The 15,894-nt window shown below is 66.8% G+C and carries 12 protein-coding genes; 6 read left to right on the plus strand and 6 right to left on the minus strand.

Translation table 11 applies throughout. From position 1 onward, the window contains the following. Nucleotides 1-274: 274 nt before the first annotated feature. A complete protein-coding gene (locus tag KBI52_RS21910; protein ID WP_210811716.1) occupies nt 275-538 on the plus strand; it encodes a hypothetical protein in 264 nt (87 codons plus the stop codon). A 220-nt stretch (nt 539-758) separates the two neighbouring features. On the opposite strand, the gene KBI52_RS21915 is transcribed toward KBI52_RS21910, so the two are convergent. Continuing rightward, entirely contained in the window at nt 759-1,070 is a 312-nt protein-coding gene (locus tag KBI52_RS21915) for a cytochrome c (protein ID WP_210811717.1), read from the minus strand. 250 nt (nt 1,071-1,320) lie between these two features. Between KBI52_RS21915 and KBI52_RS33505 the strand changes: the two genes are divergently transcribed. Together KBI52_RS33505 and KBI52_RS21920 are read left to right on the plus strand one after the other, a co-directional pair. Continuing rightward, nucleotides 1,321-1,455: a hypothetical protein gene (locus KBI52_RS33505; protein WP_256439508.1), complete on the plus strand. Its 135-nt coding sequence runs from the start codon at nt 1,321-1,323 to the stop codon at nt 1,453-1,455. 8 nt (nt 1,456-1,463) lie between these two features. Further along, nucleotides 1,464-1,646 carry a hypothetical protein gene (locus KBI52_RS21920; protein ID WP_210811718.1) on the plus strand — a complete coding sequence of 61 codons (183 nt, stop codon included), beginning with the start codon at nt 1,464-1,466 and terminating at the stop codon, nt 1,644-1,646. 108 nt (nt 1,647-1,754) lie between these two features. On the opposite strand, the gene KBI52_RS21925 is transcribed toward KBI52_RS21920, so the two are convergent. From KBI52_RS21925 to KBI52_RS21935, 3 genes are all read right to left on the minus strand, one after another. Beyond that, the gene (locus KBI52_RS21925) at nt 1,755-3,683 is read right to left on the minus strand and encodes a heavy metal translocating P-type ATPase (RefSeq protein WP_210811719.1); all 1,929 of its coding nucleotides are present in this window, start codon (nt 3,681-3,683) and stop codon (nt 1,755-1,757) included. Nucleotides 3,684-3,776: 93 nt separating this feature from the next. Continuing rightward, on the minus strand, nt 3,777-6,374 hold the full coding sequence (locus KBI52_RS21930; RefSeq protein WP_247654562.1) for a cation-translocating P-type ATPase: 2,598 nt from the start codon (nt 6,372-6,374) through the stop codon (nt 3,777-3,779). A gap of 33 nt (nt 6,375-6,407) precedes the next feature. Next, nucleotides 6,408-7,241, minus strand: a complete 834-nt coding sequence (locus tag KBI52_RS21935) for a universal stress protein (protein WP_210811720.1) — start codon at nt 7,239-7,241, stop codon at nt 6,408-6,410. Nucleotides 7,242-7,415: 174 nt separating this feature from the next. Here KBI52_RS21935 and KBI52_RS21940 point away from each other — a divergent pair, with 174 nt between their 5' ends. Continuing rightward, nucleotides 7,416-9,287: an alpha/beta hydrolase gene (locus tag KBI52_RS21940; protein ID WP_247654563.1), complete on the plus strand. Its 1,872-nt coding sequence runs from the start codon at nt 7,416-7,418 to the stop codon at nt 9,285-9,287. A gap of 24 nt (nt 9,288-9,311) precedes the next feature. Here KBI52_RS21940 and KBI52_RS21945 read toward each other — a convergent pair whose 3' ends face one another. Further along, nucleotides 9,312-10,385, minus strand: a complete 1,074-nt coding sequence (locus tag KBI52_RS21945) for an NAD(P)-dependent alcohol dehydrogenase (RefSeq protein ID WP_210811721.1) — start codon at nt 10,383-10,385, stop codon at nt 9,312-9,314. 396 nt (nt 10,386-10,781) lie between these two features. Here KBI52_RS21945 and KBI52_RS21950 point away from each other — a divergent pair, with 396 nt between their 5' ends. Continuing rightward, the gene (locus KBI52_RS21950) at nt 10,782-12,362 is read left to right on the plus strand and encodes a PAS domain-containing sensor histidine kinase (protein ID WP_210811722.1); all 1,581 of its coding nucleotides are present in this window, start codon (nt 10,782-10,784) and stop codon (nt 12,360-12,362) included. 33 nt (nt 12,363-12,395) lie between these two features. Here the strand turns inward: KBI52_RS21950 and KBI52_RS21955 are convergent, their stop codons facing one another. After that, a complete protein-coding gene (locus KBI52_RS21955) occupies nt 12,396-13,793 on the minus strand; it encodes a PAS domain S-box protein (protein WP_210811723.1) in 1,398 nt (465 codons plus the stop codon). Nucleotides 13,794-14,579: 786 nt separating this feature from the next. Between KBI52_RS21955 and KBI52_RS21960 the strand changes: the two genes are divergently transcribed. Next, a complete protein-coding gene (locus KBI52_RS21960; protein ID WP_210811724.1) occupies nt 14,580-15,875 on the plus strand; it encodes a polyhydroxyalkanoate depolymerase in 1,296 nt (431 codons plus the stop codon). The last annotated feature ends 19 nt before the right edge of the window (nt 15,876-15,894 follow it).

Below are 15,894 nucleotides of genomic sequence, written 5' to 3' on the forward strand. Positions count from 1 at the left end.
CAGAGATCGCCCGTCGGGGCCCAAAGCGTATCCGCGGAATGTCCGAGTGATGTCAAAGTGTAACGTCGAGTGGATTGAATGCAGGTCCGCTGCTCAGCGCGACCACAGACCTCCGGAGACCTCGGGATGACGTCAACCCGGTGCCATCAGAGGACGTTCAGCATACATGAGCGGGCGTCGGAATTTCGCAGAAGGCCGGCTCTGGAACAGAGGCCGACACACTGAACACGGTCCTTGCTGCGGTGTTGACCCCGCACACCAGATGGAGGTCGCCATGCCCCGCTTTTATTTCGACGTGCGGGATGGGGCGAAGTTCACGCCCGATGATGCGGGCGTCGAGCTCGACAGCCTGGAGGCCGCTCAACGAGTAGCCGCCGAGGCAGGGGCCGAGGCGGCGGCCGAGATCGGGCGGGATCGCTTGGTCCACGATAACGCCCAGGACGTCCGGGTCGAGGTGCGGAACGAGCACCGCCAGCGGGTCCTGACCGTGACGGTGTCGCTGGAGATCCATCGGGTCGAACCGCCCCCGTGCGCGTGAGGCGTTTGGCTCCATACCGTCGAACCCGCGAACGAGAATCCACGGAAGAGGTTTTGCGATCTTCCATCACTCATCACGCCAACCCATGGGGCGTCTGGGCTTTGGCGCTGGGTGGACAGTCGAGCTGCCTCTGGTCTGGCCGTATAATCTTGAGGTGTTGAGAATGGTCATGGCTTGGCTCACTATGTCCTCAACCCGCCGTGCAAACCCACAGATCCGGCTAACGTAGGCTCCTGATGTACGCCAGCACGTCCGCGATCTCCTGGCGTGAAAGACTCATGTTCGGCATCGGGGGATGAGGGGTCGTCAAAAATGCCGCCAGGAGCGCCTCCGATAGATCGTCGCGTCTTGCGATGGAAGCAAAGGTGGGTGCATCGGCCAAGGCCTCGCGCTGCTCGGGGCCGACCAGGTGGCATGAGGCGCACCATCGATCAGCCAGTTGCCGGCCCTGTTCCGGATTGCCGGCTGACCAAGCCGGCCCGGAGATGAGCGCCAGCACCACGGCACTTGCGAAAACCGGAACGCCTCTCATCGATCACCCCTGATGACCGGCCAACAGAGCGTAGACAGGCAAGTTGGAGCCTCACCGTCGCAAACGCCCTTGGATCCATCCCCGTTCCTTCAGTTGCCCGGTCGCGGGAGATGCCCAGCAATAACGACCTTTCCGGCTCGGAGCCCATTGTGCGCTCCGCGTCATGGTCCTCCATCCAGGGCGTTGACGATCCTGGCGGATTGTCCTTCCATTGTGGTTCGTCCGCCGGAACATGGCCGCGGAGGAGCCCATGGCCCGTCTCACAGGCATGCTGATCCTTCTTCTCCTGATGGAAACGCTCCCCCTGCACGCCCAGGAGGTTGGGATCCGCAGGCCGGTCAGCGGCTGGCCCGCGAGGTCTGCGCCGCCTGCCATGCGGTGTTGAAGGGAGAGATGGACTCACCCCGGCGACAGGCGCCACCGTTCGAGCGGATCGCGCAGGTGCCGGGCATGACGACCACCGCGCTGACGGTCGCTTTGCGGACCTCCCACGAGACGATGCCCAACATCATGCTGGAGCCGAAGGACCTCCGGGACGTGACGGCCTACATCACGAGCCTGCGGAACCGTCCTTGAACGCCGTCCGGCTGAAGAGCAAGCTCGGCTCGCTGGAACAGTGTCCTCACTCAGGGCCCGCCTGACGCACCCGATGGAGAATCTCTCCCCGCTTTGCCTGAAGGATCGTCATGGCGGCTCGGCCCCCCAGAGCGCCCGCAGTGCGTTCAGGATCACGGCGACGTCGATGGCTTCCTGGATGAGGGCTCCCTGCACCGGCGTCAGATGGCCCAACGCGGCCGCGATCATCCCGACGACCGAAAGCCCGATCCCGGCATAGACGCTCTGGAGCGCGATGCGCCTCGACCGCCGCGCCGCTTGAACGGCTACAGGGATCTTGTCCAGCCGGTCGACCAGGAGGACCACGTCGGCGGCTTCGGCGGCTTCGGCGGATGCGGCGGCCCCCTTCGCGCCCATGGCGATGCCGAGGTCGGCGGCCGCAAGGGCCGGGGCATCGTTGACGCCGTCACCGATCATCATGACGGGCCCGTGCCGCTTCTCCTCCCGCACGATGGCGATCTTCCGGTCCGGCGTGAGTTCGGCGTGGACCGCGTCGAGGTGCAATCCGACGGTCACGGTCTCCGCCACGTCGCGGCGGTCCCCTGTTGCCAGGACGATCCGGATAATCCCCAACCGGCGAAGGGTCTCGATCACCTTCGCCGCCTCCGACCGCAATCTGTCCGCCAGGATCAGGATCCCAGCGGGCTCGCCATCGACCGCCACGGCCACCACGACCGAGCCCACGGGATAGTGGCCGTCGGCCACCGCCCCGGCGGCCATTGGAACACGGTGCGAGATGAACCGGACCCCACCGACGACGACGCGCCGTCCATCGACGATTCCTTCCAGCCCCTCGCCCGGGATCTCCTCGACTTCCACAGGAGGTTGGAGATCGAGCCCCCTGGCCTGCGCCTCCGAAACGAGAGCCCGCGCAATGACGTGCTTCGACGCCTGGTCGAGGGACGCCGCAAGCTGCAGGAGCCTTTCGGGCGATAGCGCTGCCACCGGGCGGATCTCGACGATCCGCGCCTGCCCGTGCGTGAGCGTGCCGGTCTTGTCGATCACCAGCGCCGTCACCCGGGCGAGAGTCTCCAGCGCCCTCCCACCCTTCACCAACACCCCGGCCTTCGCGGCGCGTGACACCCCCGAGACGATGGCGACCGGCACGGCAAGGATGAGGGGACATGGGGTTGCGACGACGAGCACGGCCAAGGCCCGGATCGGATCGCCGCTCCACAGCCAGGCGCCGCCGGCGAGCAGGACGGTCAGCGCCAGGAACGCCATGGCGAACCGGTCCGCGAGCCGCGCCATGGGCGCCTTCGAACGCTGGGCGGCTTCGATCAGGCGGACGATGCCGGCATAGGTGCTCTCGGCGGCGCGGTGCGTGGCCGAAAGGTCGAAGGCCTCGCCCACGTTCGTCACGCCGCTCATGACCGGCTCGCCGACGCCCTTCTGGGCAGGCACCGACTCGCCCGTCAGCGCCGCCTGGTCCAGGACAGCCGTCCCCGATGCGACGAGCCCATCCACAGGGACGACATCGCCCTGGCGCACCAGCAGGCGATCCTGAACCTGGATGGCGTCGAGACTGATCTCCTCAAGCCGGCCGTCCCGATGGCGGATAGCCGTCCGCGGCACCCGGGCGAGAAGCGCCGTCATCTCGCGGCTGGCGCGGCGCTCGGCAAAGTTCTCCAGGTACTGCCCGCCGGCGTACATCAACGCCACCACGACGGCGGCGAGGTGCTCCCCGAACACAAGGGCTGCGGTCATGGACAGCGCTGCCACGATGTCGAGGCCGACATCTCCGCGCCGAAGGCTCGCAACGATCTCGATGAGCAGGGTGCCGAGCACCGGAACCGTTGCCACAGCCCAGATCATCCCGGACCATTGCCCGCTGCCGACAACGCGCACTCCGAAGCCCAGGAGCAGGCCCAGCGCGGGCAGGATGACCAGGATGGGGCGGGTGAGTCTGTGGAGGTCCCGCAGCGAAGGGAGCGCCAGCGCATGGGGAAACCGGAGCCCCGGAGAGGCTGACAGACTGGATTTATCAGGGCCAGACATTGGCAATTCGCCATTGATTGGAGGCCTCAGCCAGCGTGTGGCAGAGGTGCCCGCCGCCTGAGCCAGGATAACCTGGGATGACGACAATGCGCGTCATGTCGGCGTCCGCTGCTCGCTGCTGAGTTTCCACACGCCCCTGATCAGCCTGGCGAACCCGAACCAGCCGCCGGCGAGGACGGCAACGACCAGGGTTGTCGCCCACCACGACAGGCTCGGGGGTGACACACGGAGGATGGCGGCCAGCGGGGGAACATAGAGGACCACCGAGACGATAACGGCGGCACCGGCGCCAATCGCCCAGAAGGCGAGCCTTCTCCTATCAAGGAAAGACGTCCCCGGCTCCGCCGCGTCGGCGAAAGCCAGGACCAGGTTGCCGAGCACCAGGGCGACGAACGCCACAGCCCGCGCCTGCATCTCGGCGACGTCGGCATTCAGCGCCCACACATAGAGGCCGAAGACTGCTGCGAGAACGATGCCCCCCTGGATGAACCCGAGCACGATCTGAGAGCTGCCGAAGAGCGGCTCGGTCGCGGGACGCGGCGGCTTCTCCATTGCACGCCGCTCGCTGGGTTCCCCCTCGAAGACGAGCGAGCAGACTGGATCAATCACCAGTTCGAGCAGGATCACGTGCATCGGATACAGGATCGGCGGCAGGCCCATTACGATGGGCAGCAGGGCCAGTCCGGCGATGGGTACGTGGATTGCCGTCACGTAGGTCAGCGCCTTGCGCAGATTGGCGAAGATGCGCCGACCGAGCCGCACGCCGCCGATGATCGAGACGAAACGGTCGTCGAGCAGCACGAGGTCCGCGGCCTCCCGCGCCACGTCGGTGCCACGCTGGCCCATGGCAATGCCGATGTGGGCGGCCTCAAGCGCCGGCGCATCGTTGACGCCGTCCCCTGTCATGGAGACAACCTCGCCATCGGCCTTCAAGGCCTCGACCAGCGCGAGCTTCTGCTCCGGCATGATGCGGGCGAAGACCCGGACCCGCCGCACGCGCTCGCGCAGTCCCTCCGGATCCAGGTCGGCGATCTCCCGTCCGGTGAGCACGCCGGCGGTTGTGTCGATCCCGGCCTGGCGGGCGATCTCCAGGGCCGTGGCCGGATAGTCGCCCGTGATCATCGCAACGGTGATCCCGGCCCGCTTCGCCTCGGCGACAGCCTGTGGAACATCGGACCGCACCGGGTCCGCGAAGCCGATCAGGCCCTCGAAGGTGAAGGCCAGATCCTCGGGAGCGGGTGCGCTGCCCTGGGTGTCGCGAACGGATGCCACCCCCAGCACCCGCAAGCCGCGGCCCGCCAAGCGGGCGACGACCCTGTCCACGGTTGCCCGTTCGTCATCGCTCATGCGGCAGAGCCGAAAAATCGCCTCCGGAGCGCCCTTCGCCGCATACAGGACGCCGCCCCGCGGATCCGCCCAGACCTGGATGAAGGCCAGAAGTTCGGGACGGAGCGGGTAGGTGCGCAGCGGGGCCCCGGCTCCATCCGCCTCTGACGGAGGTTGCACACCCAATTCATGGACGGCCTTGTCCATGGGATCGACGGGGCGGACGGCGGACGCGAGCACGGCCATCCGGATCGCCTCCATGGTAGCGCCGGAAAGCCCGCCGCTGCCGCGGAGATCCTGAACCTCGCCATCACGCCAAACCGTTGTGAGCACCATCCGGTTTTCCGTCAGCGTGCCGGTCTTGTCGACGCACAGGAAGGTAGCCGCCCCGAGCGTCTCGATCACGGCGGCGCGGCGCACCAGCACCTTGTGCCGGGCGAGCCGGAAGGCCCCGAGGGCCATGAAGATCGCCAGCACCATCGGAAACTCTTCCGGCAGGAGCGCGATGGCCAGCGTGATGCCGGACAGCGCGCCCCCGATCCAGTCGCCCCGCAGCACGCCATAGGCCACGGCGACGATGGCGCAGAACCCGAGCGCGAGGGCACCGAGTTTGGCGATCAGGGCGCCGGTCGTCTTCTGCAGCAGCGTCGGCTCGTCCTCGATAGCGGCCAGCGAGGCGCCGATGCGCCCCAGCCGGGTCGCGGGACCGGTGCGCACGACCACGACCATGCCCTGCCCGCGCACGTTCAGGGTCCCCGCGAACAGGTAGGGCGTGTCGTCTCCTCCCGGTTCAGGGTCGCCTGCATCCGCGATCTGATCAATTGATGGACGCTTTGAGACCGGCACCGACTCGCCTGTGAGGGCGGACTCGTCGACCGTCAGCGCGTCGCCCGCGATCAGGAGGCCATCGGCGGGCAGCCGCTCCCCTTCCCCGACCAGGATCAGATCGCCCGGCACGAGGTCGCGGGCTGGGATGCGCCGCTCGGTCCCGCCGCGGATCACCAGGGCGAAGGGCTCCGCGAGCTCCCGCAGAGCCGCCAGGGCCCGCTCGCTCCGGACTTCCTGCAACACCACGAGACCGATGGTCACGAGGGCACCGGCCATCATGAACAGGCCCTCGCCAATGTCGCCGAGCACCAGGTATAGCCCTGCCGCGGCAAGGAGGAGCAGGAACATGGGCTCGCGCAGGATCCCACGGACGATGTCGAGGATGCCGCGCGAGCGCTTCTCCTGGACGGCGTTCGGTCCATGCTGCGCCAGGCGGCGTTGCGCCTCGGCCTCGTCAAGACCTGTCAGGCTCGCAGCCATGCCGGCCGTGGTGTCCGCCTCATTGCCGTTCGATGCGACCCGCGCCTGCACCGGCATGTCCTGCTCTCCCGGCGATTGGCACGGCCCGCCTCAATGAGCCACCAGCAGCGGGCTGTCCGCGGCCGAGAGCATGTCCCGCGTCGCACCCCCGAACACATGCTCCCTGAGGCGCGTATGGCCGTAACCTCCCATGATGATGAGATCCGCGGATACGCTGCGTGCCTCGTCGAGGATGACGTCGGCGATGCGGCGGTCCTGGCACTCTGCTGAAGCGACCTCCGCAACGACGCCGTGCCGGGCGAGGTGACCCTCCACCTCAACCCAGGGCGTGGTGTCCGGCGGGGGATCCACGACGAGCACGACGGTGCGTGCCGCCTGCTCGATGAAGGGCAAACCTTCACGCAGGGCGCGGGCCGCCTCGCGGCTGCCGTTCCAGGCGACCAGCACGGTCTGGATCGGCCCCTGCCGGTGCCGGCCGGGCGGCACGAGCAGGAGCGCACGCCCGCTGCCGAAGAGCACCGCCTCGACGAGGTCCGTCCAGTCCGGTGTTTCGGTCCCGCCATTGGGCCGGGTGGCAATGAACAGGTCGGCGCAGCGGGCCTGCTCCACCACCTTCGCCGAGAGGGTGCCGTAAATCTCGTCGAGCCGGCGCAGTTCGCTCGGCACCTGCAGGCTGGCCAGCCGCTCGGTCAGGCGCTTGGCCGTGATGTCGCCGTCCTGGCGTGCCTTGTTGTCCAACTCGGTCAGCACCTGCATCGCCGCTGCGCCGCCATCCATCGGCATGGCGACGGTGAGATCGGGCAGCAGGTTGGTGAATATCCCAATCAGGTGGGCCCGTCCCGCGGACGCGATGGCTTGCCCGTGCTCCAATCTGATTTCGTCCTCGGGGCTTCCGTCGAGATGCACCATGATGTCCTTGATCATTGCCCTCTCCTCTGTGGGCCCGCACGCACCTGTCGTGCCCGAGCCACTATCGACCATCATGTGGTCGAAACCGGGGTGGATACTTTGATTTGAAGCAACTCGCCTGAGAACGTCCGAGGCTAGCATCAAACGATCCGATGGCCCCGGCACATAGGGAAAACCATGGAGGCCGCAATGCCGTCCCGTTCATCCGGTGCTCTCGCAGGTGGTCGCGCGCCCGAGGCATCCGTCATCCCGCTGCCTGCGAGGATGCCCGATCCGGCCCCCTCCCCCATGGCGCCCTCGCCCGTCCTCTCGGTCAATCTGTCGGATGACGCCGAACTCCACCAGCTGCGGGACACCCTCGATCATGCCGCCCATGCTGGCCTGGCACGCCTCACGGGCGGCCTGTCGCCGGCGGCGCTCATGGCCGCCTCCATGGACTGGGCTGTCCATCTTGCCATTTCACCCGGCAAGCAGGTCGAGCTCGCGGTAAAGGCGGCCCGCAAATGGACCCGGCTGGCGCACTTTTCCTCCCGGTGCGCCATGGACGGTGGAGCTTGCGAGCCCTGCATCACGCCACTGCCCCAGGACCGGCGCTTCGCCGGAAGCGAGTGGCAGCAATGGCCCTTCAACATCATCCATCAGGCCTTTTTGCTGCAGCAGCAGTGGTGGCACAACGCCACGACCGACATCGACGGCGTCACCCAACAGCATGAGGCCGTGGTCGAGTTCATCTCGCGCCAGATCCTCGACATGGCATCCCCTTCGAACTTCGTGGCGACCAATCCGGTGGTGCAGCGGCGCATCCTGGAGACGGGTGGCCAGAGCCTCGCGCAGGGCTTCCGCAACTTCCTGGAGGACTGGGAGCGGATCGTCCGTTCCAAGCCGGCCGCCGGCACGGAGGCGTTTCAGGTGGGCCGCGATGTCGCCGTCACACCTGGCAAGGTGGTGTACCGCAACCGCTTGATCGAGCTGATCCAGTACGCCCCAGCGACCGACAAGGTCAGGCCGGAGCCCATCCTGATCGTGCCGGCCTGGATCATGAAGTACTACATCCTCGACCTGTCCCCGGAGAACTCCCTTGTCCGGTACCTGACGGACCAGGGCTTCACGGTGTTCATCATCTCCTGGAAGAACCCGACCGCGGAGGACCGGGATCTCGGGATGGATGATTTCCGGAGGCTCGGGGTGATGGAGGCCCTCGCCGCGGTCAATGCCATCGAGCCAGAACGGAAAGTTCACGCCGTCGGCTACTGCCTCGGCGGCACGCTCCTGTCGATTGCCGCGGCCGCCATGGCACGTGACAGGGACGAACGCCTGCAGACTGTTTCGCTACTGGCGGCTCAAGCGGACTTCCGGGAGGCCGGGGAGCTGACGCTGTTCATCAACGAAAGCCAGGTCCACTTCCTGGAGGACCTGATGCGCAGCCAGGGCTATTTGGACACCCGCCAGATGGCCGGCGCCTTCCAGCTCCTGCGCTCGAACGACCTCATCTGGTCGAGGCTCGTCCGGCATTACCTGATGGGCGAGCGCACGCCGCTGAACGATCTCATGGCGTGGAATGCTGACGCCACCCGTATGCCCTACCGCATGCACGCCGATTACCTGGAGCAACTCTTTCTCGACAACGACCTCGCCGAGGGCCGTTTCCGGGTCAACGCCCGCCCGATCGCCGTCAGTGACATCCGCGTGCCGATCTTCGCCGTCGGCACTGAGCGCGACCACGTGGCGCCGTGGCGCTCGGCCTTCAAGATCCACCTGTTGGCCGACACCGATGTGACGTTCCTCCTCACGAAAGGTGGTCACAACGCCGGCATCGTGGCGGATCCAGACCGGCCGGGAGGGCGCTTCCAGGTTCTGACCAAGTCCGCCACGGACTACTACCTGGATCCGGACACCTGGACCAGGATCGCTCCTTGGCACGAGGGCTCGTGGTGGCCGGAATGGACGCGCTGGCTCACCTCGCATTCCGGCAGACCAACGGACCCTCCTGCGCTCGGGGCGCCGTCCCGCGGCTACCCCGTGCTGTGCGACGCCCCAGGCACCTATGTCCTGCAGACCTGACCCCTGCCGACACTGCCGGTGCGGTCATGGCGTAATGGCGACCTTGAGCACGCCATCACGCTGATGGCCGAACAGGTCATAGGCCTCCTCGATCTGATCGAGCTTGAAGCGGTGCGTCACGAGAGGACGCGTGTCGACGCGGCCGGACGCAATGGCAGTCATGAGCCGCCGCATGCGTTCCTTGCCGCCCGGGCAGAGTGTCGTCCGGATGGTGTGGTCGCCGAGCCCGGCCAGAAAACCGTCGAGCGGGATCTTGAGATCGCCCGAATAGACCCCGAGAGACGACAGAGTGCCGCCGGGCCGGAGCACGCGCAGCGACGCCTCAAAGGTCTGCTGGCGTCCAAGCGCCTCGATGGAAACGTCAACGCCGCGTCCGTCGGTGAGGCGCCTGATCTCCTCCACCGGATCCGCCTTCGTGAAGTCGACCACGTGGTCCGCGCCCATGCGGCGCGCCATCTCCATGCGCTCGGGCACGCTCTCGACCGCAATGATCGTGGTCGCGCCCATCAGGCGGGCGCCGGCCGTGGCGCACAGGCCGATGGGACCTTGCGCGAACACGGCCACCGTGTCGCCGATGCGGATGCGTCCGCTCTCCGCTCCCGAGAAGCCGGTCGACATGATGTCCGGGCACATCAGCACCTGCTCGTCGGTGAGCCCGTCGGGGACCGGGGCAAGGTTCGCCATGGCGTCGGGAACGAGCACGTATTCGGCCTGGCAGCCGTCAATGGTGTTGCCGAAGCGCCAACCGCCGAGCGGCTTCCAGCCGTGCTTGGTGCCGGCCCCGTCCTGGGAATGGCAACCGCACAGGCAGGCGGCACTGTGCCCGCTCGGGGTGATCGCACCGGCGATGACCCGCTGGCCCTCGCGGTAGCCCTGCACGGCCGAGCCGAGCTTCTCGATCACGCCGACCGGCTCATGGCCGATGGTGAGCCCCCGGGCTACGGGGTACTCGCCCTTGAGGATGTGGATGTCCGTTCCGCAGATCGTCGTGGTGGTGATCCGGATCAGGGCATCGAGCGGTCCGACATCCGGGATCGGCTTCTCGTCGAGCACGATGCGGTTTGGCTCGACGAACATGGCGACTTTCATCTTGGGCATGGTCATTCCTCCCAAGGCTCGTCGCTGTTCAGCATACCACGGGCGAACGGAACCGGGGATCCGCCAATTCGGGGACCGGGCGTGTTGCTCGGATTTCCGGAAACCTCCCGTCAGGGGGAAGGCCCCCACCGGGTCCGGTTTGAGGATCGGCCGGGGCAGTTGGCTTTCGACCGGCCCGGCCCGGGCTTCGTCGAGGCGGCTCCGCCGGTCGGGCTACGGCTACGTTCGCCGGCTCGAACAAGGCCTGCCGGTTCCCCGGGGCAAGAGCTCAGTTGCGGCGGCTGTGGGCCTGTCCTGGAACGGGCTGGCGCGGAACATCAGTACCATGCCGTCGTTGACGGGCCATGCTCCCGAACGTCTGTGAAAACCACGCCGCGTGGGGGCGGAGACTTGCCGATGAGCGGCGGCCAACAATCATCCGACTTCCTGACCGGCGAGAGACGCTTCCAGCTTCTCGTCAATGCGCTCTCCGACTATGCCATCTACCTGCTGGACCCGCAGGGGCACGTGGTCAGCTGGAACTCCGGCGCCCAGCGCTGCAAGGGCTACACGGAATTGGAAATTCTCGGCCAGCCCTACGCGAAGTTCTACACCGAGGAGGATCGGGCCGCGGGCGAGCCGGCGCGGGCGCTTGAGGCCGCGGCCCGGGACGGGCGCCACGAGGCCGAGGGCTGGCGCGTGCGCAAGGACGGCTCCCGCTTCTGGGCCAGCACCGTCATCGATCCGATCCGGGACAAGCACGGGGCGCTGCTCGGCTTTGCCAAGATCACCCGCGACATCACCGAGCCCCGCAAGGCCCAGGAGGCGGTCGAGCAGGCCCGCGCGGCCCTGTTCCAGGCCCACAAGATGGAAGCGGTCGCCCAGCTCACGGGCGGCATCGCGCACGACTTCAACAACATCCTGACCGTCATCATGGGCAACCTGGATATGCTGCGCCGCGCCCCGGAGGAGCGCCGCATTCGCCTGATCGACCAGGCGCTTCAGGCCGTCGATCAGGCCCGCAGGACAACACAGCAACTACTGTCCTTCAGCCGCCGCCAGGCGCTGTCGCCCAAGGTGCTGGACCTGAATCGGCTGATCCTCGGCATGGACGCCATGCTGGCCCAGTCGCTCCGCGGCGACATCAGGCTTGAGCTGGATCTGGCGGACCAGGTCTGGCCGGTGGACGTCGATCCATCGCAGCTTGAGATCGCGCTCATCAACCTGGCCTCGAATGCCCGCGACGCCATGCCGAACGGCGGCACCCTGCGGATCCGGACGGGGAACAAGGCCTCCCGCGATGGCGGGGTCATCGAGGGCGTCGCCGTCTCGGTCTCTGACACCGGGGCCGGCATTCCCCGCGAGGCGCTCGTGCACGTCTTCGAGCCGTTCTTCACCACCAAGACGCTGGGACAGGGCACCGGTCTGGGCCTGGCGCAGGTCTACGGCTTTGCCGAGCAGTCGGGAGGCTCGGTGGAGATCAGCAGCGAGGTGGGCCGCGGCACCACCGTGGCGATCTTCCTGCCGCGCGCCCAGGAGGAGGCACCGAAGGTGACGGCGGAGCCGGACATCGCAGAGGAGATGCGCAACCTGCGCATCCTGCTCGTGGAGGACAATGCCGCGGTCGCATCCGTTGCGCTGCTGCTGCTGAACGAGCAGGGACACGAGGCCGTGCATGTCGGCACAGCCCAGGAGGCTCTGGATGTGCTCGCGTCCGGCCAGCCGTTCGATCTGGTGTTCTCCGATCTCGTGATGCCGGGCGGCATGGATGGCCTGGAGCTCGCCGAGAGCATCCAAAGCCGCTGGCCGGCGCTGCCGATCCTGCTGGCGACCGGCTACAGCGACGCCGCGTCCAAGGCCGCTCGGGATGGCTTCCCGCTCATCTCGAAGCCCTATCAGCCGGATGCCCTGCGGCAGGCGGTGCACCGCGCGGCCGTGTCCCGAGAGCGGCCGCCCGGAGACAGCAACGTCGTCCCGCTCGAACGACCCACCTCCTGAGCTGGCCTAGCCAAGGCCTTTTCGCCGATGGGCTCAGTCCCATGCCAGACCCGGTAGGATCGCCTCAACCTGCACCCGCAGCCCCTCCGGTGCGAAGGCCACCTCGACCTCCCCACCCAGCTGACGGCCGAGCACCCGATCCAGCAGCAATGTACCGAAGCCCTTGTGGTCTGGCTCGGCCACGGGCGGGCCGCCTTGCTCCGTCCACTCGAACCGGATCCTGGTCTCCGTGCCGTCCCTGTTGCAAAACCTCCATGACGCGTGAACGCATCCACGCGGATGGGAGAGGGCTCCGTACTTCGCGGCATTGGTCGTCAGCTCGTGCGCCGCCATGCCAAACGCCAACGCAAGATCCGGAGGCAGATACAGGTCGGGCCCGTCCAGAAGGATCCGCGAGCCGGATTGATCGTCATAGGGTTCAAGCTCGCTGCGCAGGATCTCCCGCAGCTGCACGCCGGCCATCTCGTTGTCGAACAGCAGCGTGTGGGTCTTCGCCAGGGAGGTGATCCTCTGTGTCACCGCGTCCTTGAAGTGATGGACCGAGGTTGCGTTGCGGGCGGTGGAGTTCACGACCGCCTGCACCGTGGTCAGGGTGTTCTTCACCCGGTGGTGGAGCTCGCGCATGAGCAGGGCCTGCTGCTCCTCTAGGGCCTTCTTCTCGCTCATGTCGCAGAACATGCCCAATGCACCGGAGGCCTGTCTGCACTCATCGCGCACAGCGCTGGTGGCCGCCAGGACGGGAATGGCCGTGCCGTCTCGGCGCCGAAAGCGGGTTTCGAACTGCTCGAACTCGCCCGCAAGGTTGCGCCCGATCCGCTCACGGTGGTTGGGCTCGTCTTCAGGGAAAGTGAACTCCAGCACCGAGCGGCCGATCATCTCGTCCGGGGTGCAGCCCAACATGGCCGCCATGCGGGCGTTCACGAACTGCGTGCATGCGTCGATACCGATCAGCCAGATGCCCTCGTTGGCGGTCTCGACGATGGTGCGGAAGCGCGCTTCGCTCGTGCGCAGGGCATCCTCTGTGAGCTTGCGGTCATGAATGTCGGTCGTCGTGCCGAACCACGCGGTGATGGTACCCTGGTGATCCCGAACTGGGACGGCCCGGGTGAGGAACCAGCGGTACGCGCCGTCGAAGCGGCGGTTGCGGACCTCGATCTCGTAGTCATGTCCGCTCCGGAGCGCCTCCGTCCACGCCTCCAGGCAACGAGTCTGATCGTCGGGATGAAGCACCAGTTCCGGCCAGCCTTGGGCATTCTGTTCCGACGTGATGCCGCAGAAGCGGAACCACTGATCGTTGGCAAAGGTGATCGTGCCGTCCGGGGCCGCGGTCCAGACGATGGTCGGCACCACGTTGGCCAGGGCACGAAAGCGCAATTCGCTTTCCTGCAGGATCTCCTCGGCCGTCTTGCGATCAAGGATGTCCATCAGCATGTCGACCTCGCCGGTGCATCGCGTCTCCGCCTCGCGGAGGCATCCAGTGTCAGGTGAGGAAGAGTTGCGAGCCGCGTCGGCTTGGGAAGGCCGCTGTGGATTGTTCTGAGGATCGTGCCTGTCTCCTCCGATGAAGCTCGGCAAAAACACAGTACATCGCAGCCGCTGAGGGGGCATTAACTCAGGTTAGCGGCTTTGGCCGGAATGAAGCTCCTGCCCTGCCCCGCCACCGTCACGGCCACCCGCGGTGCCAGGTATGCGTCGGCCGTGAGGCTTTTGCCGGGATCTGCACACAATGCCCCTCGTCGGCGGCAGCCAACTCGCCCAAAAGGCAGGAGACCGTTTGCCGGCCCCCTGCAAGTCGGGAGGAAGATGCAATTCGCCGGAATGCCCATTCCTGCGCGCTTGCGAACACATGAACCCTCACAAATCAATATTGTTCAAGTCATTGTTGCTTTTCTGATGATCATTACCCTGAATATAACCTACGTTATCGACTTGAGCGTTCTGTAATTCTCCTCGTATAGGCGAATTATATCTGCAAGCCTTTTGTAAAAACCAAGAAACCCGCCGCCCAGTCCGGCGTTTATGCTACAGATCTCCAACGGCCTTGTGCGGAACGCAGTTTTAGCCAGGGGCATCCAGTCACACCAGGCAAGGTCAAGCCTTCGCGCGGCATCTTCGTCGGAGCTCAAACCGAAACCTGCACAACGGGTCTCCAGCCGCTGCGAAGGCTGCAGGCTCGGCCCGGGTTCGGGGCGCAGACGGACCATAGAGGCCGATCTCATGTTGTACCTGTTGCACGATGCGTCGCAGTTGATGCTGGCCCCCGCCCGGACGGTGGCGGACCTCACGCGGGCAGCCTGCGAAAACCCCTTCAGCCCGCTGGCCTACACCCCAGGCGGGCGTGCGCTTGCCGCCTCCGTCGAGCTGTTCGAGCGCACCACCCGCCCCTATCCCAAGCCGGCCTTCAATCTCCCCGCCCCGGGACGGGTCGTCTGGCAGAGGCCCTTTGGCCGGGTGATCGCCTTCGGCGAGCCAACCGACCGACCGAAGCTGTTGATCGTCGCCCCGATGTCCGGCCACCATGCCACACTGCTGCGGGGCACGGTGGCGGCGTTCCTCGACACCCATCAGGTGTTCGTCACCGACTGGAGCGACGCCAAGGAGGTGCCCGTCGCGGACGGCGTGTTCGACCTCTCCGACTACGTCGATTACTGTCTGGCCATGTTCGAGGCGCTCGGGCCGGACCTGCACGTGATGGCCGTCTGCCAGCCCGCCGTGCCGGTGCTGGCCGCCATCGCCCTGATGGAGGCCGAGGATCATCCGCTGGCGCCCCGCTCGGCGACCCTGCTGGGCGGACCGGTCGACACCCGCCGGGCTCCGACGGCCGTGAATGCCTTTGCCCAGGAGCGCGACATCGCCTGGTTCCGGCGCCACTGCATTCATCCGGTTCCGGACCGCTACAAGGGCCGGGGGCGGCTGGTCTATCCGGGTTTCCTGCAGCTGTCCGGGTTCATGGCCATGAACCCGGACCGGCATCTCTCAGCCCATTGGGAGATGTTCAACCATCTCGTCGAGGGCGACGGCGACTCGGCCGACAGGCACCGCGCGTTCTACGACGAGTACCTCGCCGTGATGGACCTCACCGCCGAGTTCTACCTCCAGACCCTGGAGACGGTGTTCCTCGACCATCTCCTGCCGACAGGCCGGATGCGGCACCGCGGCCGACCCGTGGACCTGGCGGCGATCCGCCGCTGCGCCCTGATGGCGGTCGAGGGTGAGAACGACGACATCGTCGGGCGTGGCCAGACCATTGCGACCCTCGATCTCACGCCCGGCCTGCCGGCAGCGAAAAAGGACGCGTACCTCCAGGCCAGTGTCGGGCACTACGGCGTCTTCAATGGCGCGCGCTTCCGGACGGAGATCACCCCGCGCATCAAGGCGTTCATCGCACGACAAGCGATCACCAAAGCGCTGCCCCTGCGGCAAGCGCGAAGACACGCTCCAGGGGTGTTCCAGGCCTCCGCAACGCCAACATCATCTGCTCGGGACGCGGCGGGTTGTATTCCGGCAGGTTGAGCCCGGGACAGTTGCCATT

The organism is Microvirga sp. HBU67558 (assembly GCF_018069605.1).
GTDB classification, from domain to species: Bacteria; Pseudomonadota; Alphaproteobacteria; order Rhizobiales; family Beijerinckiaceae; genus Microvirga; species Microvirga terrae.

Coding starts and splice junctions, on each gene's coding strand:
- KBI52_RS21910 (WP_210811716.1), top strand. CDS start 275: ATGCCCCGCTTTTATTTCGACGTGCGGGATGGGGCGAAGTTCACGCCC.
- KBI52_RS21915 (WP_210811717.1), bottom strand. CDS start 1,070: ATGAGAGGCGTTCCGGTTTTCGCAAGTGCCGTGGTGCTGGCGCTCATC.
- KBI52_RS33505 (WP_256439508.1), top strand. CDS start 1,321: ATGGCCCGTCTCACAGGCATGCTGATCCTTCTTCTCCTGATGGAAACG.
- KBI52_RS21920 (WP_210811718.1), top strand. CDS start 1,464: ATGGACTCACCCCGGCGACAGGCGCCACCGTTCGAGCGGATCGCGCAG.
- KBI52_RS21925 (WP_210811719.1), bottom strand. CDS start 3,683: ATGTCTGGCCCTGATAAATCCAGTCTGTCAGCCTCTCCGGGGCTCCGG.
- KBI52_RS21930 (WP_247654562.1), bottom strand. CDS start 6,374: ATGCCGGTGCAGGCGCGGGTCGCATCGAACGGCAATGAGGCGGACACC.
- KBI52_RS21935 (WP_210811720.1), bottom strand. CDS start 7,241: ATGATCAAGGACATCATGGTGCATCTCGACGGAAGCCCCGAGGACGAA.
- KBI52_RS21940 (WP_247654563.1), top strand. CDS start 7,416: ATGCCGTCCCGTTCATCCGGTGCTCTCGCAGGTGGTCGCGCGCCCGAG.
- KBI52_RS21945 (WP_210811721.1), bottom strand. CDS start 10,385: ATGCCCAAGATGAAAGTCGCCATGTTCGTCGAGCCAAACCGCATCGTG.
- KBI52_RS21950 (WP_210811722.1), top strand. CDS start 10,782: ATGAGCGGCGGCCAACAATCATCCGACTTCCTGACCGGCGAGAGACGC.
- KBI52_RS21955 (WP_210811723.1), bottom strand. CDS start 13,793: ATGCTGATGGACATCCTTGATCGCAAGACGGCCGAGGAGATCCTGCAG.
- KBI52_RS21960 (WP_210811724.1), top strand. CDS start 14,580: ATGTTGTACCTGTTGCACGATGCGTCGCAGTTGATGCTGGCCCCCGCC.